Here is a 22,558-nt window from a genome sequence, read left to right as displayed (position 1 = left end):
AGAGCGTGATGTCCCTCATCCAGGAAATCGACTACGGCACGCCGCATTCGAAAGCCGATAAGACCGTCACGCTGACCATCGACGGGCAACAGGTTACGGTGCCGGAGGGTACCTCGATCATGCGCGCAGCGATGGAGCTTGGCACCAAGATTCCCAAGCTTTGCGCCACCGATATGCTTGAGGCGTTCGGCTCTTGCCGCATGTGCCTCGTGGAAGTCGAAGGCCGCGCCGGAACGCCTGCGTCATGCACCACGCCGGTTGCCGAAGGTATCGTCGTGCGAACGCAAACCGAGCGGCTAAAGCGCCTACGCAAAGGAGTGATGGAGCTCTACATCTCCGATCATCCGCTGGATTGCTTGACATGTTCCGCAAATGGAGATTGCGAGCTGCAGGATATGGCGGGCGCTGTGGGCCTGCGCGACGTGCGTTACGGCTATGAGGGTGGCAAACATCCCAATCCGGGCAAGGACGAATCCAACCCTTACTTCACCTATGATCCGTCGAAATGCATCGTCTGCTCGCGTTGCGTGCGTGCGTGCGAGGAGGTACAGGGCACCTTCGCGTTGACAATCGCCGGCCGCGGCTTCGGTTCTGTCGTATCGCCGGGTATGGATGAGAGTTTCTTCGGCTCCGAATGCGTGTCTTGCGGCGCATGCGTGCAGGCCTGTCCGACAGCGACGCTGAACGAGAAATCGATCATCGAGATCGGTACGCCCGAGCATTCCGTCGTGACGACCTGCGCATATTGCGGCGTTGGCTGTGCCTTCAAGGCGGAAATGCGCGGTGAGGAAGTCGTGCGCATGGTGCCGTACAAGGACGGCAAGGCCAATCGCGGTCACTCCTGCGTCAAGGGGCGGTTCGCCTGGGGCTACGCCACCCACAAGGAGCGCATCCTCAAGCCGATGATCCGCAAGACGATCAGCGAACCCTGGCATGAAGTATCATGGGACGAGGCGATCGCTTACACGGCGTCTGAGTTCAAACGCATTCAGGCCAAGTATGGCAAGCGATCGGTCGGCGGCATCACCTCGTCGCGCTGCACCAACGAGGAGACGTTCCTGGTGCAGAAGCTGGTGCGTGCAGGATTCGGAAATAACAACGTCGATACCTGCGCCCGCGTCTGTCATTCGCCGACCGGCTACGGGCTGAAGACGACCTTCGGCACTTCTGCCGGGACACAGGATTTCGATTCGGTCGAGCATAGCGATGTGATTGTCGTGCTTGGTGCGAACCCGACCGACGGTCATCCGGTGTTCGCCTCGCGTTTGAAGAAGCGCTTGCGGCAGGGCGCGAAGCTGATCGTCATCGACCCCCGCCGCATCGATCTCGTGCGCAGCCCGCATATCGAGGCGGCCTATCATCTGCCGCTGCTGCCTGGCACCAACGTTGCGGTGCTCACGGCCTTTGCACACGTCATCGTTACCGAAGGGTTGGTGAACGAGGCGTTCGTGCGCGAGCGCTGCGACTGGGACGAGTTCCAGGATTGGGCGGCGTTCGTATCAGAGCCGCGTAACAGTCCGGAAGAAGTCGCCGAGGTTTCCGGCGTTCCGGCAGAGTTGATCCGCGGAGCGGCGCGGCTTTACGCGACGGGCGGCAATGCCGCGTTCTACTATGGCCTCGGCGTTACCGAGCACAGCCAGGGCTCAACGTCGGTCATGGCGATCGCAAACCTGGCGATGGCTACCGGAAATATCGGCCGCGAAGGCGTCGGCGTGAACCCGTTGCGCGGTCAGAACAACGTGCAGGGCTCCTGCGACATGGGCTCGTTCCCACACGAACTGTCCGGCTATCGCCATATCTCGGAAGATGCCACGCGGCTGATGTTCGAAACTCTCTGGGGCTCACCGCTCGATGATGAGCCGGGCCTGCGGATTCCGAACATGCTGGATGCTGCGGTCGAGGGCTCGTTCAAGGGTCTTTACGTACAGGGCGAGGACATTCTGCAATCTGATCCGAACACCAAGCATGTGGCCGCGGGATTGGCGGCAATGGAATGCGTCGTCGTCCACGACTTGTTCCTGAATGAGACCGCGAACTACGCGCATGTGTTCCTGCCGGGCTCCACGTTCCTCGAAAAGGACGGCACCTTCACCAACGCCGAGCGCCGCATCCAGCGCGTGCGCAAGGTGATGAGCCCGCGCAACGGTTTTGCGGACTGGGAGATCACGATGAAGCTCACCGATGCGCTGGGTTACCGGATGGCCTATGCGCATCCCTCCGAGATCATGGATGAGATCGCGCATCTGACGCCGACCTTCGCCGGTGTTTCCTACGACAAGCTTGAGCAAGCGGGCTCCGTCCAGTGGCCGTGCAACGAAAGGGCGCCGGATGGCACGCCGGTCATGCATATCGGCGGCTTCGTGCGGGGCAGGGGCAAGTTCGTCGTCACCGAATATCTCGCAACCGATGAGAAGACCGGCCCGCGTTTTCCGCTGCTGCTGACCACCGGGCGCATCCTCAGCCAGTATAATGTCGGAGCACAGACGCGCCGGACTGCGAACGTGGCCTGGCATGAAGAGGACCGGCTGGAGATCCATCCGCACGATGCCGAGCAGCGCGGCATCCGTGACGGCGACTGGATCAAGCTCGCGAGTCGCGCCGGCGAGACGACGTTGCGTGCGTTGATCACGGAGCGCGTCGCACCGGGTGTGGTCTATACCACGTTCCACCATCCGACCACGCAGGCGAACGTGGTTACCACCGACTACTCGGACTGGGCTACCAACTGCCCGGAATACAAGGTGACGGCGGTGCAGGTATCGCCCTCCAACGGTCCGACCTTGTGGCAGGAGCAATACGAAGACCATGCCAAGGAAAGCCGGCGCGTGACGGCGACCATCGAGGCTGCGGAGTAAGGCGATGCCGCTTCCCGTCACCCGTGTCGTTCGCTCCGCCTGGCACCGTCAGGGTGTCACCGGCGGCGACCGTGTCATTCCGGAGGAGACGCCGGTCGCCTTCACGTATAACGGCGGCACCCATGCGGTGATGATGGCGACGCCGCAGAATCTTGAGGATTTTGCCGTCGGCTTCAGCCTGACGGAAGGAATCGTTGCGACCGCCGCCGATATTCTCAGGCTCGAGATCGTCGAGCAGGAGGGGGGGATCGAGCTGCGCATGTGGCTCGGCGAGACGACTGCTGCGGCGCTGAGTGAGCGGCGGCGCCATCTCGCGGGGCCGACCGGCTGCGGACTGTGCGGCATCGAAAGTCTGAAGGAAGCAGTCAAGCCGGCCGCGCGGGTGGGCCATGGGCGCACATTCAGGCCATCGGACATCATGGCCGCGATGGAGGCGCTTGCGCCGTGTCAGGAGCTCAATCTGCTGACGCGTGCCGTGCATGCCGCGGCGTTCTGGCAGCCGGAGGTTGGGCTTGTCGCCGTACGCGAGGATGTCGGGCGTCACAACGCGCTCGACAAGCTCTGCGGCGTGCTCGCGCGTGAGGCGCGATCTGCCGAGGCGGGCCTCGTTCTGCTGACCAGCCGGGTGTCGGTCGAGATGGTGCAGAAGAGCGCTGCCATCGGCGCGCCGGTCGTGGCTGCTGTATCGGCGCCGACGGCGCTTGCGGTGCGGACCGCGAAGGCTGCGGGCATCACGCTGGTTGCGGTCGCACGCAGCGACGGGTTTGAGATTTTCACGCACCCGCATCGGATCGCGGATGCCGCTGAGGCGTATGGGACATGACCGCAGATGTCGCCTGACAAGCTCGTCTATATGGCCAACCAAATCGGAAAGTTCTTTGCCAGCCAGGGCAAGGACGAGGCGGTCGCGGGTACTGCCGATCATCTGAAGAAGTTTTGGGACCCCAGGATGCGCGCTGCGATCCTCGCGCATTTGGCAGCAGGGGGGGAGGGGCTCGATCCCAGCGTGCGCCAGGCCATCGAGCGACTGAAAGGCGAGGGATCGAAGGCTTAAAGCTTAGAAAAGCGAAGGCGCCGGTCGGGAGCGTCAAGGGGAGGAAGCTGATGACAACGACTGTAGAACAGGCGGGTGGTTATGTCGGCACGGCTGCCGGGATACTGGACCGCGAACGGATTATAGCCAAGGCCGGCTTCAATCGCTGGCTCGTTCCGCCCGCAGCGCTGTGTATCCATCTTTGTATCGGCATGGCCTATGGGTTCAGTGTGTTCTGGTTGCCGCTGTCGCGCGCGCTCGGCGTCACGCAGACCAAGACCTGCCCGGACATGACGCTGGTGCAGGAGCTGTTCACCACGACTTGCGACTGGCGTGTCGCCAGCATGGGCTGGATGTATACCCTTTTCTTCGTGCTGCTCGGCGTTTCGGCGGCAATCTGGGGCGGCTGGCTTGAGCGCGCAGGACCACGCAAGGCGGGAGTCGTCTCTGCATTGTGCTGGTGCGGCGGTCTCGTGCTCGGTGCCATCGGTATCTACTTCCATCAGTTGTGGTTGCTCTGGCTTGGATCCGGCGTGATCGGCGGCATCGGCCTGGGGCTCGGATACATCTCGCCGGTCTCGACGCTGGTGAAATGGTTTCCCGATCGGCGCGGCATGGCGACCGGCATGGCGATCATGGGCTTCGGCGGCGGCGCGATGATCGGCGCACCGCTGGCTGACATGCTGATGAACGCTTTCAAGTCGCCGACCTCGGTAGGCGCCTGGGAAACGTTCCTGGCGATGGGAGCGATCTACTTCTGCTTCATGATGATTGGCGCGTTCCGCTATCGGATTCCGCCGGCGGGCTGGCGGCCCGATGGCTGGACGCCGCGGGCGCAAGCCAATGCGATGATCTCGCAATATAACGTTCACCTCAACGACGCACACAAGACGCCACAATTCTGGCTGATCTGGATCGTGCTGTGCATGAACGTATCGGCCGGCATCGGCGTGATCGGCATGGCTTCGCCGATGCTGCAGGAGATCTTCGCAGGCTCGCTGGTCGGGCAGCCCGGGGTCAAGTTTGCTCAGCTCACCAACGAGCAGCGCGTCGCGATCGCAGCCATCGCTGCGGGCTTCACCGGTCTGTTGTCGCTGTTCAATATCGGTGGGCGATTCTTCTGGGCTTCGCTCTCCGATTACATCGGCCGGAAGAATACGTACTACTGTTTCTTCCTGCTCGGCATTGCGCTCTACGCGCTGGCGCCGACGGCCGCCGAGATGAGCTCTAAGCTGCTGTTCGTCGGCGCCTTCTGCATCATCCTGTCGATGTATGGCGGCGGCTTTGCCACCGTCCCCGCCTACCTCGCCGACATGTTCGGTACCCAGTTCGTCGGCGCGATCCATGGCCGCTTGCTGACCGCGTGGGCAACGGCGGGCATCATCGGTCCGGTGGTGGTGAACTACATCCGCGAGGCGCAACTCGCAGCCGGTGTGCCGCGTGACCAGCTCTACAACAGCACCATGTACATTCTGACCGGGATGCTGATCGTCGGCCTGGTCGCCAACTACCTGATCAAGCCGGTCAATTCGAAATGGCATATGAGCCAGGAGGAGGTGGCAAAACTGCAGGCGGCCACCGCGAAGGATGCGGCCGCCACGCCGACCGGTTCTTTCGGAATCGGCAAGGGCGGACTTGATGTGCAGGCGGCGTTGTTCTGGGCCTTCGTCGGCGTCCCGCTCGCCTGGGGCGTTTGGATCACGCTGCTGAATGCGGTGAAGATTTTCTGAGCCGCAACGTCTGATCATGCCTTATCGGATACGCGAGTTCACTCGCGCATCCCGTAACGAACAGAAACAAAACGCGGCGGTCACATGACCGCCCGCGTTGTCGTTTGAAGCTTGTTCAGCCGATCAGAGCAAATCGCCGCCCGCGGCCGAGGCCGTGGTGCCGTGCTTCTTATAGGCCTTGATGACGTTGCGGCCGACCTTCCACTTATGCACTTCGTCCGGGCCATCAACCAGTCGCTGCGAGCGGATCTGCGTGTACCACTTCGCCAGGATCGTATCCTGGCTGTAGCCCAGCGCACCGTGCAACTGGATCGCTGTGTCCACCACCTTATGCACCATGTGAGCGAGAAAGACCTTGGCGATCGAGTTCTCCTGGGTCAGGTCCATGCCACGCTCGGCCTTGTAGGCGATGTGCAGCAGCATCAAGCGCGCCATGTAGAGCTGGCTCGCGCAGTCGGCGAGCATGAACTGCACCGCCTGCCGGTCAGCCAGCAGAACGCCGAAGGTCGAGCGCTTGGTGACGTGGGCGGTCGCCATGTCGAGCGCGCGCTGCGCCTTGGCGATGTTGTGCATGCCGTGACGCAGGCGGCCGTAGGCGAGGCGGTGCTGGCCCATGTTGAAGCCGTTGCCTTCGCCGCCGAGCAGGTTGTCGGCGGGCACCTTGAGATCCTTGATCTCGATTTCCGAGTGGCCGCCCGACAGTTTGTCATAGTGTGCGCCTTCGATCGCCATGTTCTTGATGTTGCGCTTGATCCGGTATCCCGGATTCGGCAGTTCGACGATGAAGGTCGAGAATTGCTTATGGCGCGGCGCGTTCGGGTCGGTCTTCGCCATGACGATGGCGATGTCGGCGACGCTGGCTGACGAGGAGAACCATTTTTCGCCGTTCAGGATGTAGTTTTCGTTGCCGTCCTTGACCGCGGAGGTCTGCATGCCTGTGGCGTCGGCGCCGGAAGCCTTCTCGGTCATCGAGAAGCAGACGCGCTTTTCGCCATTGAGCAGCGGTTTGAGGAATTTCTCCTTCTGATACTCGGTGCCATGGGCGAGCAGCGTCATCATCGATGCGTCGTCCGGCCCTTGTGTATTCATGGACAGCGCGCCGAGCGAACTTTCGCCAAGCTCCATCTGCACCAGCGCATTTGCGAGCGGGCCGAGACCCATGCCGCCATATTCCTTTGGGATGAACGGACACCATAGCCCCTGCGCACGGGCCTTCTTCCGCAACGGGCCGAGCACTTCCTCAAGCGGCTTTGTGTCCAGTTCCTTTTCGGCGGGGATGCATTCTTCCTGCACCCACTTGCGAACCTTCTCACGGATCGCCTTCGCCTCGGCCGGAATTTCGAAATCGATCGACATGACACTCCCTCTTCTTATTCGCTTTTGGATCGCGATCGTCATAGCAGGAATTTGTCACCGCCGACAAAGTCTTTGCCCTGCGTTTTTGGAAAGGGCGTTTGTCTCCGTTTCAGCGAGCGCCATGCGCTACCGCGCTGGCCTGCAATGCAGCAGCGCCTTTGACTTGTTGCGGGCGGTCATGGAAACGTGCAGGTGTTCGAGAAAGCGTTTGAGGGAGTGAACCATGCGTGGGCTTGCCGGCCGCCGGGCTATTTTGACGGGCGGAGCCAGCGGCATCGGCCGGGCGACGGCCGTTCGTCTCGTCGAGGAAGGCTGCACCGTCGGCATCTTCGATCAGAATTTTGCCGGCACCGAGGAGACTGCGGCTCTGTGCCGAGGCAAGCCCGGACGCGTATTGATTTACAAAGTCGACATCACTGATCGCGATGCCGTGGCGACTGCGACGGACGTGTTCGAGCATGATGCCGGTCCGGTCGAGCTGCTTGCCAATGTGGCGGGTTGGGATCGTCCGATCCCGTTCCTCGATACGGATCGTGCGTTTTGGGACAAGGTGATCGGCATCAATCTCTATGGTCCGCTCAATCTGCATCATGTGGTGGTCAAGCGGATGGCCGATCGCGGTTTCGGCCGCGTCGTCACGGTGTCGTCGGATGCAGGGCGTGTCGGCTCATCCGGCGAAGCCGTGTACTCTGCGTGCAAGGGCGGCGTGATTGCCTTCACCAAGACGATGGCGCGCGAACTCGCACGCAACAACGTCACTCTCAACGTCGTTTGTCCGGGGCCGACTGATACGCCATTATTTGGAGGTTTCGTAACCGATATGCCGAAGCTTGCCGAAAGCCTTGCGCGCGCGATCCCGCTGCGTCGCCTCGGTGTGCCTGACGACTATCCGGGAATTATCGCATTTCTGCTCAGCGACGATGCGAGCTACATCACCGGCCAGACCATCAGCGTGTCCGGTGGCCTGACAATGCAGTGAGCTTGATCTGGGAAAGGTGGAAGCCGATTTTTGGGCGAGATCATGCTGAAGCAAGACCATTCATGTGGGAAGAGAGAAGGACGTGACTATGGAAGTCGTCGGCTTGGGTTTGTTCTATGAGGATCTTCCAGTGGGGCGGAAGTTCCGAACCGTCGGCCGCACCATCACCGAGGCGGATATCGTCAATTTCGTCAACTGCACAGGGATGATCGAGGTGCTGTTCACCGATCTCGAGTTCGTCAAGGCGCAGTCGGATATCAAGGGGCGGCCCGCACCTGGCGCGCTCGTCTACAGCTTCGCCGAAGGGCTCGTGCTGCAGGCAACGGCGCAGCATACGGGCTTCGCTTTTCTCAACATGAACCTCGATGTCAAAGGGCCGACCGTTGCGGGCGATACCATCCATGTCGAGTGCGAAGTGATCGAGGCGCGCCGCAGCAAGAACCGGCCGAACCGCGGGTTGGTGCGCACGCGCAATGTCATCGTCAAGCAGGATGGCTCGCCCGTGATGGAATATACGCCATTGCGCCTCATGGCTGCGCGCACCACCGGGTAATCACGATCCAAGGCAATAACAACAAGGAGACGACCATGGGCCGCTACGACATGCTGAACCTCATGCGGATCGAGATCAAGGATTACGTCGCCGTCGCGACGATGACCAATCCTCCGGTGAATGCGCAGAGCCGCGCCTTGCAGGATGAGATCTCGCTCGCCTTCGATTTGATGTCGGACGATGAGGACGTTCGCGTTATCGTGCTGACCGGGCAGGGCAAGGTGTTTTCCGCGGGGGCCGACATCAAGGGCCGCGCTGACATCGCAAACCTGCCAGCGGGGCAGCGGCAGCATCTGCGCAGCGCGCGCGAGAGCTATCACTCCATCGTCGAATGCAAGAAGCCGGTGATTGCGGCGATCAATGGCGCAGCTCTCGGCGCAGGCATGGCGCTGGTCGCCTCCTGCGATATTCTCATCGCCTCGGAGCAGGCGGCGCTCGGCTTGCCCGAGATCGACGTCGGCCTCATGGGCGGCGGCCGCCACGCCATGCGCTTGTTCGGTCATTCCCGCGTTCGGCGTATGGCGATGATGGGTTATCGCGTTCCGGGTCCGGAACTGTATCGCCTCGGCGTGGTCGAGGCTTGCGTGCCGGCCGATGAGTTGATGCCGACAGCAATGAAGTTTGCCACCGAAATCGCTTCCAAGGCGCCGCTTGCCGTGCAGTTGTTCAAGCAATCGCTCAACACCATTGAGGAGATGAGCCTTCGCGATGGTTACCGTTATGAGCAGGACATGACGGTGCAGATCGGTAAGACCGAGGATTCCAAGGAAGCGATCCGCGCTTTCGTCGAGAAGCGCAAGCCTGTGTTCCAGGGACGCTAAGCCACGGCATTGCACTATGGCAGAGATGCCGCACCGGCCCGGCGCGGCATCGGCGGTCCGTGGACAGACGTGTTTGCGCCTGCTGGTGTCGCCGAGCGGAACGGCGGTGCGACAACCGGCCTGCTATGCATTCCGCTGGTCGAAATCCGCAACGAAAGCAGAGCTAACCCCTTGAAATTAATGCATTCCACGGGCTAATCACGAACCTTGCGCGGGGCTTGGACCGACCTTGGGCCCGTCTTGCCCGCCAATAACAGCAACAGCCTGTTCAGACTTAGGGGAAACATTCCATGTCGCTTCCGCTCACCGGCATCAAGGTGCTCGATCTGACGCGCGTGCTCGCGGGGCCGCTGTCCGCACAGATGCTCGCCGATCTTGGCGCAGACGTCATCAAGATCGAACGTCCGGGCGGCGGTGACGACTCCCGCATCTTCGGACCTCCCTATCTCGTCGATCCGGATGGCAAGGCGAACAACAACAATTCGTTTTATCTCTGCGCCAACCGCAACAAGCGCTCGGTGGCTGTCGATATCGCCAAGCCCGAGGGGCAGGAGATCGTGCGCGAGCTGGCCAAGTCGGCCGATATCATGATGGAGAATTTCAAGGTCGGCGATTTGAAGCGCTATGGCCTCGATTATGAGTCCATCAAGAAGATCAATCCCGGTATCATCTATTGTTCCGTCACCGGCTACGGTCAGACTGGCCCCTATCGCGCTCGGCCCGGCTACGACGCGATTTTCCAGGCCGCCGGCGGCTTGATGAGCGTCACCGGTCATCCAGACGGCGAGCCAGGTGCCGGACCGATGAAGGTCGGCCCTAGTATCGCTGACGTCATGACCGGCATGAACGCGTCGATCGGCATTCTCTCGGCGCTGTTCCACCGCAAGGCCAATGGCGGCGTCGGCCAGCACGTCGACGTCTGCCTGATGGACACGGTGATCGCGTCGCTGTCGCACTATGCACAGATCTATCTCGTCAACGGCGAGACGCCACCGCGCCGCGGTACTGCCGGCAACGGCGGCGTGCCTGCGCGCGTCTTCACCTGCGCCGATCAGGATATCATGCTGGTGGTCGGCAACGACTCGCAATTCGAGAAGTGCTGCGGCGTGCTCGGTCACCCCGAGCTCGCCAAGGACCCGCGCTTCGTCAAGAACAACGACCGTGTCGTGCATCGCAATGAGTTGATGAAGATCCTCGAAGACTTGTTCATTCAGAAGCCTGCGAAATACTGGCTCGATGAACTGGAGCGTGTCGGCGTCCCGGCTGGTCCGATCAATGACTTCGCCCAGGTGTTTGCGGATGAGCAGGTCAAGCATCGCGGCATGGAGGTGAAGACCAAGCATCCGTTCCGCGAGGACCTGTCGCTGATCCGCAATGCACTGACGTTTTCAGAGACGCCGATCACCGAATATCGCGCTCCGCCGCTGCTCGGCCAGAACACCGAAGAGGTGCTCAAGGTTAATCTCGGCTACGATTCCGCGAAGCTGGAAGAGCTGCGCAAGAAGGGCATCATCCAGCAGGCCGGCTGAGACGCCCTGATACATCCGGAATTGAGAAAGCGGCTGCAACCGTCAGGTTGCAGCCGCTTTTCATGTTCGGGATCGCATCTGTCGGACGACCGCGGTCGCGAAGACCAGAGCGAACGCTCCGTCAGAGGATCGGCGGCGCGTACTGAATTCCACCCGCATTCCAGAGCTGGTTCAGCCCGCGCGGAATGCCGAGTTTCGACTGACTGCCGAGATTGCGTTCGTACACCTCTTCATAGTTGCCGACATGGCGGATGATGCGCACCGCCCAATCTTTCGTCAGCCGCATGGCTTCGCCATAAGCGCCTTCGTTGCCGACAAAACGCATCACGTCCGGCTTGGTCGACTTCAGTGCTTCGTCGATATTCTTCGAGGTGATGCCGAGCTCCTCGGCGTTCAGCATCGCGAAGAAGGTCCACTTCACCAGCAGCAGCCAGTCGTCATCCTTATGGCGGACCACCGGCGCGAGCGGATCCTTCGAGATCACGTCTGGCAGAATGACATGTTCGATCGGCTTGGTGAGACGCAGCCGCTGCGCATAAAGCTGGGAGACATCGCTGGTCACCGCGTCGCATTGACCGGAGTCATAGGCCTTCACCACGTCCTCGAGTTTATCGAAGACCTGCTCCTGATATTTCATGTTGTTGGTGCGGAAATAGTCGTCGAGATTGCGCTGGGTCGTCGTTCCCCGCTGCATGCAGACCTTGCTGCCGTCGAGTTCGAGCGCACCCTCGACGTTGCGCGAGCGGCGGACCATGAAGCCCTGACCGTCGTAGTATGAGACGGCCGCGAAATGCAGGCCGAAGCCGAGTTCGCGTGACAGGTTCCAGGTCGAGTTGCGCGCAAGCACATCGATCTTGCGGTCGCGCAGCTCCTTGAAGCGCTCGCTCGCATCCAGCGGCACGAACTTCACCTTGGTCGGATCGTCGAAGATCGCGGCTGCGATCGCCCGGCAGAAGTCGACGTCGAAGCCGCTCCAATTGCCCTTCTCGTCGGGATTGGAGAAGCCGGGCAGGCCGGTGTTGACACCGCAGAGCAGTTCGCCACGGGCGCGCACCTTGCGCAGCGTGTTGGCGTCGTAGCGGATGTAGGTCCAGGCAGCAGCCAGAATCGCTGCGGCGACGGCGAGGCCAATGGTCAGGCCGGTTCGAAACGTCTTTGTTATTGTCATAGATGGCTCGCTGTCAGAGTTCTGGGCGCTGGCGGACGACGACCTTGGTCCCGACCGGGACGCGTTCGAACAGATCGACGACGTCGTTGTTCACCAGGCGGAAACATCCCGACGACACGGCGCTGCCGATCGTCTGCGGCTGGTTGGTGCCGTGGATGCGATAGATGGTGGTGCCGAGATAGAGCGCGCGTGCGCCCATCGGATTGCCTGGACCGCCGGCCATGAAGCGGGGCAGGTAGGGCTGACGCGCGATCATCTCCGGCGGTGGCGTCCAATCCGGCCATTCCTGCTTGCGCGTGATCTTCAGCAGTCCCTGCCACTGGAAGCCCTCACGGCCGACGCCGATGCCGTAGCGCATGGCGCGCCCGTTACCCTGCACGAGATAGAGGTACCGCTCCGAGGTATGGATGATGATCGTGCCAGGTGGTTCGGTCGTGCGATAGAGCACCATCTGCCGCTGGAATTGCGGAGAAAGCTGCTCCTCGGCCGCGTTCGGCACGTAGCCGGGTTGATCTTCCAGGCCCATGTAGTCGCGCTGTGCCGCAGTTGGGGAGGGAAGGAGAGCCGCGCAGAGGGCCAGTGTTGCGGGTATCCAGGCTAGTCGTCCGAGTTTGATCATGTACCGGTATCTCGATCTGATGTCGCGTTCGTCCCGTCCTGGGCGCCGATTCTCCGTCTCCCGACGATGGCCGGCAGCAAATCGCATCCCCGGCAGGCTGACAAGCCTATATTGCAATTGACAAAATTGGATATTCTCAACGGTCGCGCCGGACAGCGTCGTGACTGGCCGAAGCCGCACGAGGCCGGGGCGAATTTTTGATGGACACCTTTGCTGTTCGGCTTCTAGGAGAAGCGATCCAAGGCTTTCCCACTCGCTCTTTGGTCCTCGCCATGTCCGATCGCCAGTTTGTCCTGACCTTGTCCTGTCCCGATCGGCCCGGCATCGTCGCGTCGGTTTCAGCTTTCTTGTTCAGCAACGGCCAGAACATCCTTGACGCGCAGCAGTTCAGCGACGTCGAGACCGGTCGGTTCTTCATGCGTGTCCTGTTCGGAAGCGCATCCGGCGCAGCATCGCTGGACCTGCTGCGGGAGCAGTTCACCGGCATTGCCGCGCCGCTGCAGATGGACTGGCAGATGCGCGATCGCGCGCAGGCGCGGCGGGTGATGCTGCTGGTTTCCAAATTCGATCATTGTCTCGCCGATCTGCTCTACCGCTGGCGCATTGGCGAACTGGCGATGCATCCCACTGCGATCGTCTCGAACCATGAGACGCACGATGGGTTGCAGTCGGTCGATATTCCTTTCCATTATCTGCCGGTGACGAAGCAGACCAAGCAGGCGCAGGAAGACAAGCTGTGGACGCTGATCGAGCAGACGCAAACCGAACTTGTCGTGCTCGCGCGCTACATGCAGATTTTTTCCGATGGTCTTGCCGGGAAGCTGAAGGGACGTTGCATCAACATCCATCATTCGTTCCTGCCTGGCTTCAAGGGCGCGCGGCCCTATCATCAGGCGCATGAACGTGGAGTGAAGGTGATCGGCGCGACCGCACATTACGTCACGGGGCAGCTCGACGAGGGCCCGATCATCGAGCAGGACGTCGAGCGCATCAGCCATCGCGATTCACCCGATGATCTGATCCGTAAGGGACGCGATATCGAGCGGCGCGTACTTGCGCGGGCGGTGCGTTATCATCTCGAGGATCGGGTCGTTCTCAACGGTCGCAAGACGGTGGTTTTCACCGACTGACATCGCCAAAGCTGATTGCATCTGATGCTGCAAAAATTTTTGCAGCGCGCATAACGTTTTGCGGCGCACTTAGTGCTGTTGCTACCACACCTCACATTCAATGTTGCATTCCGTACGCCGGCGTACGGAGAGGCCGAGTGCGCATTTCACAGACAGGCGCGATGTTTTTGCTGCGACCGGGAAGACATTCTCGAGTCGCATTGGGGTTTCGCCGACGCTGCTGCACAAACCATCAAAGTGTCCAAAGAGGCACGGAGTGGCCGGCGAACAAGAGGAAACTTGGAGGGTTACGATGAAGACGATGATTCGAAGCCTGCTCTTCGGCTCGGCGGCTGGTGTTGCCGCTTTGACGGCGGCGCAGGCGGCCGATCTTCCCGTGAAGGCCAAGCCGGTCGAATACGTGAGGATCTGCTCCCTGTACGGTGCTGGGTTCTATTACATTCCTGGCACCGACACCTGTATCCGCATCGGCGGTCACCTTCGTTCGGAAATCAGTTTCGGCAATGCGCGCGGCACTGGCATTCAAGGGTGGTTGATCAGCGGTGACGGCAACGCGACCGGTACCCGCGACCGGGACTACTTCTTCACCCGTCAGCGTGTGTTCCTGCACACCGACACTCGCACGCAGACCGGCTACGGCACCTTGCGCACCTTCTCGGTGATCCGCGCCGAGGTGAATACACCCGTCGGCACGCCGTCGACCGCGGGCATCATCGCGATCGATACCGGCATCATCCAGTGGGGTGGCTTCACGATCGGCCGTGCCGGCACGTCGTACTTCGATAACCCCTGGGCCTACGCTTACAAATGGACTCCGAATGGTTCGCTCGGCGTGCCCGATACGGCCGGGGCCCGTTTCGTCGTTGCCTATACCCACCAGTTCGGCAACGGCGTCTCCGCCACGCTGTCGGTGGAAGACAACAAGGAGCGCAAGCGCGGCAACTACAACGGTGCGAATGCATTGACGCAATGGGGATTAGCGCCGGGCACCGATACCCGCGGCGGCAATACCTGGCCGGAAATCGTCGGTCAGCTGCGGGTCGACCAGGCCTGGGGCGGCTTCCACCTGTCGGCGAACATCCTGAACAACCATGTCGCCTATAGTTGCGGTCCGTCGGGAGCGACCTGCACCGAGATCACGGGGCCGACTCCGTCGGACAAGCTCGGGGGTGGTGTGCACGCGGCGTTCAAGTTCAACGTGCCGACCGGCGTCAATGACGCGATCTACCTGGCCGGTACGTATGCGGTTGGGGCGAGCACGGACGTCTTCGCCAACATCGGTCAGGGTTCGGCGTTTGGTATCTTCGGCAGCAGCAACAGCCGCTACCAGAGCATCGCCGCCGGATACCTGTTCGATTCGGTGTACGACACGCGGACTGGCACGGGTCAGCAGCTCACCACCACCTATGGCGGAACGATCGCGTTCGAGCATGGCTGGAATAGCGAATGGCGCACGTCGATCTATGGCGGTGCCGAAGTCATCGACTACAACGCGACCGCCAACGCGATCCTCTGTTCGCGGATGACGCTTGCAGGCGGTGCGGGGGTTCTGTCGAACGCCGCCACCACCTGCAACATGGACTATCGCATCGTCGGTGTCGGCAGCCGGACCTACTGGAGCCCGGTCCGCGATCTGACGATCGGCGTCGAAGTGATGTGGACCAACCACCACTCCGGCAACAAGGGAGCGACCTACACCCCGCCGGCAGTGGCGGGTTACAAGCCCATCACCCCGTACGAGGTGAAGGACCAGAACGTGTTTGGCGGCATGTTCTCGGTGCGTCGCTTCTTCTGATCGCGATCATCTGACGAAGAGTCTGAGCCCCGGCGGGATTCCGCCGGGGCTTTTCCTTGCGTCGCATGCGGGCGCACCTGGGCTCCAGGCAGAATCTCGCAGTCTGCGTGGTGTGCAAGCAACAGCGTGGCGTTCCTGCAACATGTCGATGTCAAACAACGTACAGAGTACGGCATCGTACTGAGAGGCAAAGTGCGGCCAGGGCGACCATGCGCGATGGTTCCGCTGCGACAGAGGGGGGCATCCCGAGTCGTCCCGTCTGGGGGTTCGCTTGAGGCCGCTTGCGATTGTGCGGGGGTGCAAAGCAACGCGGCGGGTGAACAGAGCAAACTTGGAGGTTTGAGATGAAGATGGTTAAGAGCCTGCTGCTCGGCTCTGTGGCGGGTCTCGCTGCACTGACGGGCGCTCAGGCGGCCGATCTTCCCGTGAAGGCCAAGCCGGTCGAATACGTGAAGATCTGCTCTCTGTACGGAGCGGGATTTTATTACATTCCTGGCACCGACACCTGCATTCGCATCGGCGGTCACATCCGCGCTGAGTTGAACTTCAACGCGCGCGCGACCGGTCTGCAGTCGCACCTGATCAACGGCGACGGCAACGCGACCGGTACGCGTGATCGCGATTACTTCTTCGCGCGTTCGCGCGTGTTCCTGAACATGGACACCCGCACCCAGACGGGCTTCGGCACGCTGCGTACGTTCTCGGTGGTTCGCGCCGAGGTGAACACGCCGACGGGCCTGCTCTCGTCTGGCCCAGGTTCGAGCGCGGGCGTTGTCGCGATCGATACCGGTATCATCCAGTGGGGCGGTTTCACGATCGGCCGCGCGGGCACGTCGTACTTCGACAACCCGTGGGCCTATGCCTACAAGTGGGGCCAGAACGGCTGGCTCGGCAATCCGGATACCGCTGGCGGCCGCTTCGTTCTCGCTTACACCCACCAGTTCGGCAACGGCATTTCCGGTACGCTGTCGGTGGAAGACAACAAGGAGCGCAAACGCGGCAACTACAACGGCGCCAACACACTCACCCAGTGGGGCATGGCACCGGGCACCGAAACGCGCGGCGGCAACACCTGGCCGGAGATCGTCGGGCAGCTCCGCATCGATCAGGCCTGGGGCGGCTTCCACATCGCCGGCAACATCCTGAACAACCACATCGCCTATGCTTGTGGCGCGTCGGGAGCGACCTGCACCGAGATCACCGGTCCGACCCCGTCGGACAAGATCGGCGGTGGTGTCAATGCAGCGTTCAAGTTCAATCTGCCGACCGGCGTCAACGACGCTCTGTATATCGGTGGTACGTACTCGATCGGTGCCACCACCGATGTCTTCGCCAACATTGGCCAGGGCTCGGCGTTCGGTCTCTTCGGCAGCAGCAGCACCCGCTACCAGAGCTTCGTCGGCGGCTACCTGTTCGACTCGGTGTACGACACCCGGACCGGCACCGGTCAGCAGCTGACCACGGCCTACGGCGGCTCGATCGCTTTCGAGCACGGCTGGAACGCCGAGTGGCGCTCCTCGGTGTTCGGTGGTGCGCAGGTGCTGGACTACAACAGCACGGCTAACGCGATCCTGTGCTCACGCATGACCGCTGGCAACGGCGGCACGCTGTCGAATGCTGCAACCACCTGCAACATGGACTACCGCATGGTCGGTGTCGGCTCCCGGACCTACTGGACCCCGGTGCGTGACCTGACCATCGGCCTGGAACTGATGTGGACCAACCACCACTCCGGCAACAAGGGGGCCACCTGGACTCCGACGAACGTGCAGGGCTACAAGCCGGTCACGGCCTACGAGGTCAAGGACCAGAACGTGTTCTCGGGCATGTTCTCGGTNCGCCGCTTCTTCTGATCGAAGCGCTGGCCCTTACAGGCAAATTTGTCCCCGGCGGGTCTCCCGCCGGGGATTTTTATTTCTCGCTGCCGTGCGGGCTCGGATTGTTGAGTTATTCCGGTGATTTGCCTGTCATAAACCGTGTTGTTCCAGCCACACCTTGCCGAAAAGGCACGGCTCGGCCTGTGCAGCGCGGAAATCCGCCGTGCGCCGTTAAGACCCATGCGCTATGTACGCTTAGCGACGAAGGTTATCCTGAGTCGTTCGGGGGCTCGGGTTCTCTCGCGGGGGCGGGGGCATTCCGAGGCACGAGACGACGGGCGAACAGAGTGAACTTGGAGGTTCAAATGAAGTTGGTTAAGAGCCTACTCCTCGGCTCGGCGGCGGGACTGGCCGCTTTTACGGGGGCACAGGCAGCTGATCTGCCGGTGAAGGCTAAACCGGTCGAATACGTGAAGATCTGCTCCCTCTACGGAGCTGGCTTCTACTACATCCCTGGCACCGATACCTGTATCCGCATCGGCGGTCAGATCCGTGCTGAGGCTTACTTCAACTCGCGCGGCACCAACGCTCCGGCTTGGGGCATCACCGACGGTACCGCAACCGGCACCCGTGATCGCGACTACTTCACCACCCGTTCGCGCGTGTACCTGAACATGGACACCCGCACGCAGACCGCCTACGGCACCCTGCGTACGTTCTCGGTGGTCCGCGCCGAGCTGCAGACCCCGGTCGGCACGTCGTCGGCTGCTGGTGCGATCAACATCGACACCGGTATCATCCAGTGGGGCGGCTTCACGATCGGTCGCGCTGCGACGTCGTACCTGGAAAACCCGTGGACCTACGCTGCCAAATGGGGCTCCTACGGCTGGTTCGGCAACCCGGATACCTCGGGCACCGGCCGGTTCGTGCTCGCCTACACCCACCAGTTCGGCAACGGCATCTCCGCCTCGCTGTCGCTGGAAGACAGCAAGGAGCGTAAGCGCGGCAACTACAACGGCGCGCTGCCGCTCACGGCTTGGGGTGCAACGCTCGGCACTGACACCCGCGGTGGCAACACCTGGCCGGACGTCGTTGCTCAGCTCCGCATCGAGCAGGCCTGGGGTGGCTTCCATATTGCTGGCGGCATCACCAACAACCACGTCGCCTATAGCTGCGGCGCATCCGGCGCGACCTGCACCGAGATCACTGGCCCGACCCCGTCGGACAAGATCGGCGGCAGCGTGAACGCGGCGTTGAAGTTCAACGTTCCGACCGGCGTCAATGACGCACTGTACATCGGCGGTAGCTACTCGGTCGGCGCGACCACCAGCGTCTTCGCCGGTGCTGGCCCGAACTTCGGCGTCTACGGCAACAGCAACCTGTTCTACGGCAGCATCGCCGGCGGCTACCTGTTCGACTCGGTGTACGACACCCGTACCGGCACCGGTCAGCAGCTGACCACCGCTTACGGTGGCGCGGTCGCTTTCGAGCACGGCTGGAACCCGGAATGGCGGACCTCGGTGTTCGGTGGTGCGCAGTTCGTCGATTACAACGCGACGGCGAATGCGATCCTCTGCTCGAAGTTCACCGCGGCGACGCTGTCGAACGCCAACACCACCTGTAACATGGACATGCGGATCGTCGGTGCGGGTACCCGTACCTACTGGACGCCGGTTCGTGACCTGACCATCGGTGTCGAGTTCCTGTGGCAGCAGATCCACTCGGGCAACGAGGGTGCCGCGATGGCGCTCCCGGCGCAGGGCTACAAGCCGGCTGCGGTTTACGAGGTCAAGGATCAGAACGTGTTCTCGGGCATGTTCGCGGTTCGTCGCTTCTTCTGATCGAAGCGAACTGACGACATAAGAAATCCCCGGCAGGGCAACCTGCCGGGGATTTTTCTATTCAGCGATTGACGCTTTGTGGTTCGTTTGTGCTGAGAGCGGCGAGCAGGCGGCTGCTCGCGACGATCGGCGGCCTCGCGCGAGCCTCAACTCGTGGCCAACCAGCCGTAATTGACGTCCATGCGGTGTTCGTAGGTCTGCATCGTGCGAAGCCAGGAGAACTTCTCGTCGATGATTTTGTAGCACTCGCAGGCGTGAGCCTTGAGCGCCTGCTGGTCCACGATCCTCACCGCGCCGCGCGCCTTGGCGAGAACTCCCTTGGATTCGAACATGGCCAGGGCTTCGGTCACGCCAGCGCGGCGAACGCCGAGCATCATGGCCAGCAGGTCGTGGGTGACCTGGAGCTGGTTGCCCGATATGCGATCGTGCGCAAGCAACAACCATCGCGCCAGCCGCTTGTCGATCTCGTGCTTGGCATTGCAGAGCACGACCTGTGCCTTCTGCGACAACAAGAGCTGCACGTATCGCAGCAGGTGCTCCCTGATGGCGGGATGGTTGGTCATCACCGCCTGGAGATCGCTCGCCGAAATGCGGAGCGCGAAGCCGGGGATCTGGACCACCGAGCGCTGCAGCGAGATCATCGTGCCGAGCACCACCGAAATGCCGAGAAATCCATAACGGCCCACCATCGCCACTTCCACGGCGCCGTCGACTTGCGTTCGCGCAATGCGTGACACCACGCCGCTCTCGATAAAGTAGACGGCCTCGGCAGGTTTGTTGGCTTCGTTGATCACGGCGTGCCGCTTCAACTCGACGACCTTCAGAAAGGGGCGCAGCCGGTCGAAATCTTCCGGCGACATCGTCGCGAGGAATTTATTCTGAACGACGCTGGTCTTACTCGCAGCCTCCGTCGTCCGATCTCTGAATTTCAGCATTCATTGTCCCCAGTCCAAATCTTGATGCCTGCCGCTCGTCAATCGTACGCTTTCGTACGATAGGCCTCTACGAGCCTTGGACATTGCTCCCGATCGGTACGGTAGTTGCTAACGTCTGCCTTTACGCCGTGACCTAGTGGCGCACTATTGATTGCATAGTGGAGTGCAAGCACTGCACGCAGGAGCGCATGACGCAATTGTTTCGCGCGCGTCGTGCACGGCCTGATTGCAGTTGCGACGACGAATTGCGTTGTCATGGCAGCGTTTGGAGACAAATCACTCAACCTGACCGATCGGTCAGGACTTCGATCGACGGTCTTCGCGTGTTGCAGACCATGCGTCGGCGGTACCTTCGCTCTGCCGACGCGGACAAATGAGCGGCCGCGCCATGCTGACGCCGAATTGCGACGGCGATTCGTATGTGATTGTGCGCGAGATGAGGGCGGCCGCTGGCGTTGCGACGTTCGCATCCTGCGGCGGCAATGGTGTCGGTGAGTGGTGGCATCAAGCCCAAACCGCGAGTGCCGAGAGGCATTCCCGCTTTGGCATTCGCATCGAGAGACTGCGCCGCGATGCAGATGTCAGGCTCGCTGGACTACCGCGGTTCGATTTTCCCTAGCGCGGAGGCCCTGCGCCAGACGTCGATCTGCTCCTTGTTGAACACTCCAAGCTCGTGCGGGGTCGATGTGACGAGATCGTAGCCTGCCAGCGTCAAGGCTTTGATCACCTCCGGCTCCTGATACGCCGTCAATACGGCTTTGTGCAGTTTGTCGACAATCGTCGGCGGTAGCTTGGCAGGGCCGTACAGACCTGCCCAGGTGGTGAGCACCAGCTCTTGCAGCCCGGCTTCACGCATCGTTGGTAATGACGGCACCAGCGGGGAGCGGTTTTCTCCCGTGACAGCAAGGCCAGTCAGCTTGCCGTCCTGCACCAGCGGCGCGACATTGGCCTGGTCGCCGATCATCATTTGCACGTGCCCAGCAAGCAGGTCAGCGACCGCGCGCGGCGCTGACGCGTAATTGACGCGGACGATGTCGAGTTCCTTGAGTGCGCCGAGCCAGGCGGTTGCGACCGTCGACGTCGCGTTCGCGGTCGCGTAGCTCACCTTGCCGGGATTTGCCTTGATGTAGGCGATCAGTTCATCGAGCGTCTTCACCTGCAGCGACGGATTGACGGCGAGGATGAACTGCCCGGAAGTCAGCCGGCTGATCGGCGTGAAATCCTTAATAGGATCATAGGACAGCGACTTGAACAGGCTGACATTGGCAGCCTGCGACGTGTGCGTCGTCACGAACAGTGTGTAGCCGTCAGGCTCTGCGGTGGCGACGGCCTGAGCGCCGATCTGTCCTTCCGCCCCGGCCTTGTTCTCGATCACGAAGGGCTGGCCAAGCTGCTTCTGAAACTCCTTGCCGATAACGCGCGCAAGCGTGTCCGTGGATGCGCCAGCCGCGAACGGGACAATGATCTTCACGGAGCGGGCCGGATAATCCTGTTGCGCGGCTGCCGGAGAGATGACGGCAAGCACGGCGGCCGCGATCAGGGGCAGAAGGCGCATCGAACATCCTTTCAAGATCGTCACCGTTCGGTTGCTTCCGAGACAGTTTTACAAACGAATGCATTACGAGCTGCCAGTAACACCCGGACCGCCCGACACGGGCGATGCGTGGTCCGGCTCAGAATTTCTTGAGATCGGGATCGAGCGTCTGTCCGGGATCGAGTTGCACGCCGAACGTATTGAGAAACATCGAAACCTGCGTGTACTGACCCGCCGTGAACACCGCATCCATGCACTGCTTCTCGCTGAAGTGGTTCCGCAATGCGGTCCATGTCGCGTCGGTGATGAAATGATCGTGGTGCAGCTCCTCGCTGGCCTTGAGCAGGGCGGCATCGGCTTCGCTCCAGCCCGGCGCGGCGGAGCCGATCTTGATCCGGGCGATTTCCTCATCCGTCAACCCCGATTGCAGGGCAATCCGCTTGTGCTGTGTCCATTCGTAGCCGGACTTGCAGAGATAGCCGATGCGAAGAATGACGATTTCGCGCTCGCGGGGCGGCAGGTCGTTGCGGCGCGACAGGACGTAGTTTCCCCAGGCGAGAAAGCCCTTCGCCGCCTTCGGCGCGACCGCCATCGTGCGAAACACGTTCAGCACCCGGCCGGTTTTCAGCATCGGCGCCAGCACCTCGGTCTGGTCGGGGGTGAGATTGTCCTGCTGTGCCGGTTCGATACGCGGTTTTGCTAGTCTCATGGCACGTTTCGTCCCGTCTGTTATCGTTGCTTCTGGTCTCGCTGCGCACGAGAACGAGACGCATTCTGGACAGCCTTGGGTTCAAGGAAAGAGCGCAATGCGCTCCATGCTGTCGGCGTTGTGCAGGATGCAATGTGAAGGACTCCCCATTGCC

At 61.6% G+C, this 22,558-nt stretch carries 18 protein-coding genes; 12 read left to right on the top strand and 6 right to left on the bottom strand.

Annotated elements, in window-relative coordinates:
- The first annotated feature begins 8 nt into the window (after window positions 1-8).
- Genes fdhF through X566_RS15860 form a run of 4 tightly spaced genes read left to right on the top strand, consistent with a single transcriptional unit; the run spans window position 9 to window position 5,618 of the window.
- A complete protein-coding gene (fdhF, locus tag X566_RS15875; RefSeq protein ID WP_034469264.1) occupies window positions 9-2,855 on the top strand; it encodes a formate dehydrogenase subunit alpha in 2,847 nt (948 codons plus the stop codon).
- A gap of 4 nt (window positions 2,856-2,859) precedes the next feature.
- Window positions 2,860-3,678 carry a formate dehydrogenase accessory sulfurtransferase FdhD gene (gene fdhD, locus X566_RS15870; RefSeq protein WP_034469262.1) on the top strand — a complete coding sequence of 273 codons (819 nt, stop codon included), beginning with the start codon at window positions 2,860-2,862 and terminating at the stop codon, window positions 3,676-3,678.
- A 6-nt stretch (window positions 3,679-3,684) separates the two neighbouring features.
- Window positions 3,685-3,909, top strand: a complete 225-nt coding sequence (locus tag X566_RS15865) for a formate dehydrogenase subunit delta (RefSeq protein ID WP_034469259.1) — start codon at window positions 3,685-3,687, stop codon at window positions 3,907-3,909.
- A gap of 50 nt (window positions 3,910-3,959) precedes the next feature.
- Window positions 3,960-5,618 carry an OFA family MFS transporter gene (locus X566_RS15860; RefSeq protein ID WP_034469258.1) on the top strand — a complete coding sequence of 553 codons (1,659 nt, stop codon included), beginning with the start codon at window positions 3,960-3,962 and terminating at the stop codon, window positions 5,616-5,618.
- Between the two features lie 123 nt (window positions 5,619-5,741).
- Here X566_RS15860 and X566_RS15855 read toward each other — a convergent pair whose 3' ends face one another.
- Window positions 5,742-6,974 (bottom strand): acyl-CoA dehydrogenase family protein, encoded by a 1,233-nt coding sequence (locus X566_RS15855; RefSeq protein WP_034469256.1) that lies wholly within the window; start codon window positions 6,972-6,974, stop codon window positions 5,742-5,744.
- A 223-nt stretch (window positions 6,975-7,197) separates the two neighbouring features.
- Between X566_RS15855 and X566_RS15850 the strand changes: the two genes are divergently transcribed.
- From X566_RS15850 to X566_RS15835, 4 genes are all read left to right on the top strand, one after another.
- Entirely contained in the window at window positions 7,198-7,953 is a 756-nt protein-coding gene (locus tag X566_RS15850) for an SDR family oxidoreductase (RefSeq protein ID WP_034469254.1), read from the top strand.
- Between the two features lie 88 nt (window positions 7,954-8,041).
- Window positions 8,042-8,506, top strand: a complete 465-nt coding sequence (locus X566_RS15845; RefSeq protein ID WP_034469252.1) for a MaoC/PaaZ C-terminal domain-containing protein — start codon at window positions 8,042-8,044, stop codon at window positions 8,504-8,506.
- A gap of 35 nt (window positions 8,507-8,541) precedes the next feature.
- Entirely contained in the window at window positions 8,542-9,327 is a 786-nt protein-coding gene (locus tag X566_RS15840; protein WP_034469251.1) for an enoyl-CoA hydratase/isomerase family protein, read from the top strand.
- Window positions 9,328-9,617: 290 nt separating this feature from the next.
- Window positions 9,618-10,856, top strand: coding sequence for a CaiB/BaiF CoA-transferase family protein (locus tag X566_RS15835; RefSeq protein ID WP_034469249.1), 1,239 nt, complete (start codon window positions 9,618-9,620; stop codon window positions 10,854-10,856).
- A 121-nt stretch (window positions 10,857-10,977) separates the two neighbouring features.
- Here X566_RS15835 and X566_RS15830 read toward each other — a convergent pair whose 3' ends face one another.
- Complete coding sequence (locus X566_RS15830; protein WP_034469247.1) at window positions 10,978-12,024, bottom strand: amino acid ABC transporter substrate-binding protein; 1,047 nt, start codon at window positions 12,022-12,024, stop codon at window positions 10,978-10,980.
- A gap of 13 nt (window positions 12,025-12,037) precedes the next feature.
- Window positions 12,038-12,643, bottom strand: coding sequence for a L,D-transpeptidase (locus X566_RS15825; RefSeq protein ID WP_034469244.1), 606 nt, complete (start codon window positions 12,641-12,643; stop codon window positions 12,038-12,040).
- Window positions 12,644-12,915: 272 nt separating this feature from the next.
- Between X566_RS15825 and purU the strand changes: the two genes are divergently transcribed.
- From purU to X566_RS15805, 4 genes are all read left to right on the top strand, one after another.
- On the top strand, window positions 12,916-13,773 hold the full coding sequence (purU, locus tag X566_RS15820) for a formyltetrahydrofolate deformylase (protein ID WP_034469242.1): 858 nt from the start codon (window positions 12,916-12,918) through the stop codon (window positions 13,771-13,773).
- Window positions 13,774-14,065: 292 nt separating this feature from the next.
- Window positions 14,066-15,568, top strand: coding sequence for a porin (locus X566_RS15815; protein WP_034469239.1), 1,503 nt, complete (start codon window positions 14,066-14,068; stop codon window positions 15,566-15,568).
- 344 nt (window positions 15,569-15,912) lie between these two features.
- Window positions 15,913-17,421: a porin gene (locus tag X566_RS15810; RefSeq protein ID WP_034469236.1), complete on the top strand. Its 1,509-nt coding sequence runs from the start codon at window positions 15,913-15,915 to the stop codon at window positions 17,419-17,421.
- Between the two features lie 329 nt (window positions 17,422-17,750).
- Window positions 17,751-19,226: a porin gene (locus X566_RS15805; protein WP_034469234.1), complete on the top strand. Its 1,476-nt coding sequence runs from the start codon at window positions 17,751-17,753 to the stop codon at window positions 19,224-19,226.
- 146 nt (window positions 19,227-19,372) lie between these two features.
- Here X566_RS15805 and X566_RS15800 read toward each other — a convergent pair whose 3' ends face one another.
- The 3 genes from X566_RS15800 to X566_RS15785 all read right to left on the bottom strand — a co-directional run bounded on the left by X566_RS15800 (window position 19,373) and on the right by X566_RS15785 (window position 22,404).
- Window positions 19,373-20,161, bottom strand: a complete 789-nt coding sequence (locus X566_RS15800) for a Crp/Fnr family transcriptional regulator (protein ID WP_051444239.1) — start codon at window positions 20,159-20,161, stop codon at window positions 19,373-19,375.
- Window positions 20,162-20,756: 595 nt separating this feature from the next.
- Window positions 20,757-21,716, bottom strand: coding sequence for a tripartite tricarboxylate transporter substrate binding protein (locus tag X566_RS15790; RefSeq protein ID WP_034469230.1), 960 nt, complete (start codon window positions 21,714-21,716; stop codon window positions 20,757-20,759).
- A gap of 118 nt (window positions 21,717-21,834) precedes the next feature.
- Window positions 21,835-22,404 carry a carboxymuconolactone decarboxylase family protein gene (locus tag X566_RS15785; RefSeq protein WP_034469229.1) on the bottom strand — a complete coding sequence of 190 codons (570 nt, stop codon included), beginning with the start codon at window positions 22,402-22,404 and terminating at the stop codon, window positions 21,835-21,837.
- Window positions 22,405-22,558 lie beyond the last annotated feature (154 nt).

It is taken from the genome of Afipia sp. P52-10 (assembly GCF_000516555.1).
Taxonomy (GTDB): Bacteria; Pseudomonadota; Alphaproteobacteria; order Rhizobiales; family Xanthobacteraceae; genus P52-10.
Note: the sequence above shows the minus strand (reverse complement) of the source record. Positions and strands in the feature narration are given on the sequence as shown.

What these genes read in the sequence shown, in the direction of transcription:
- fdhF (WP_034469264.1), top strand. Translation starts at nt 9, where the DNA reads ATGTCCCTCATCCAGGAAATCGACTACGGCACGCCGCATTCGAAAGCC.
- fdhD (WP_034469262.1), top strand. Translation starts at nt 2,860, where the DNA reads ATGCCGCTTCCCGTCACCCGTGTCGTTCGCTCCGCCTGGCACCGTCAG.
- X566_RS15865 (WP_034469259.1), top strand. Translation starts at nt 3,685, where the DNA reads ATGTCGCCTGACAAGCTCGTCTATATGGCCAACCAAATCGGAAAGTTC.
- X566_RS15860 (WP_034469258.1), top strand. Translation starts at nt 3,960, where the DNA reads ATGACAACGACTGTAGAACAGGCGGGTGGTTATGTCGGCACGGCTGCC.
- X566_RS15855 (WP_034469256.1), bottom strand. Translation starts at nt 6,974, where the DNA reads ATGTCGATCGATTTCGAAATTCCGGCCGAGGCGAAGGCGATCCGTGAG.
- X566_RS15850 (WP_034469254.1), top strand. Translation starts at nt 7,198, where the DNA reads ATGCGTGGGCTTGCCGGCCGCCGGGCTATTTTGACGGGCGGAGCCAGC.
- X566_RS15845 (WP_034469252.1), top strand. Translation starts at nt 8,042, where the DNA reads ATGGAAGTCGTCGGCTTGGGTTTGTTCTATGAGGATCTTCCAGTGGGG.
- X566_RS15840 (WP_034469251.1), top strand. Translation starts at nt 8,542, where the DNA reads ATGGGCCGCTACGACATGCTGAACCTCATGCGGATCGAGATCAAGGAT.
- X566_RS15835 (WP_034469249.1), top strand. Translation starts at nt 9,618, where the DNA reads ATGTCGCTTCCGCTCACCGGCATCAAGGTGCTCGATCTGACGCGCGTG.
- X566_RS15830 (WP_034469247.1), bottom strand. Translation starts at nt 12,024, where the DNA reads ATGACAATAACAAAGACGTTTCGAACCGGCCTGACCATTGGCCTCGCC.
- X566_RS15825 (WP_034469244.1), bottom strand. Translation starts at nt 12,643, where the DNA reads ATGATCAAACTCGGACGACTAGCCTGGATACCCGCAACACTGGCCCTC.
- purU (WP_034469242.1), top strand. Translation starts at nt 12,916, where the DNA reads ATGTCCGATCGCCAGTTTGTCCTGACCTTGTCCTGTCCCGATCGGCCC.
- X566_RS15815 (WP_034469239.1), top strand. Translation starts at nt 14,066, where the DNA reads ATGAAGACGATGATTCGAAGCCTGCTCTTCGGCTCGGCGGCTGGTGTT.
- X566_RS15805 (WP_034469234.1), top strand. Translation starts at nt 17,751, where the DNA reads ATGAAGTTGGTTAAGAGCCTACTCCTCGGCTCGGCGGCGGGACTGGCC.
- X566_RS15800 (WP_051444239.1), bottom strand. Translation starts at nt 20,161, where the DNA reads ATGCTGAAATTCAGAGATCGGACGACGGAGGCTGCGAGTAAGACCAGC.
- X566_RS15790 (WP_034469230.1), bottom strand. Translation starts at nt 21,716, where the DNA reads ATGCGCCTTCTGCCCCTGATCGCGGCCGCCGTGCTTGCCGTCATCTCT.
- X566_RS15785 (WP_034469229.1), bottom strand. Translation starts at nt 22,404, where the DNA reads ATGAGACTAGCAAAACCGCGTATCGAACCGGCACAGCAGGACAATCTC.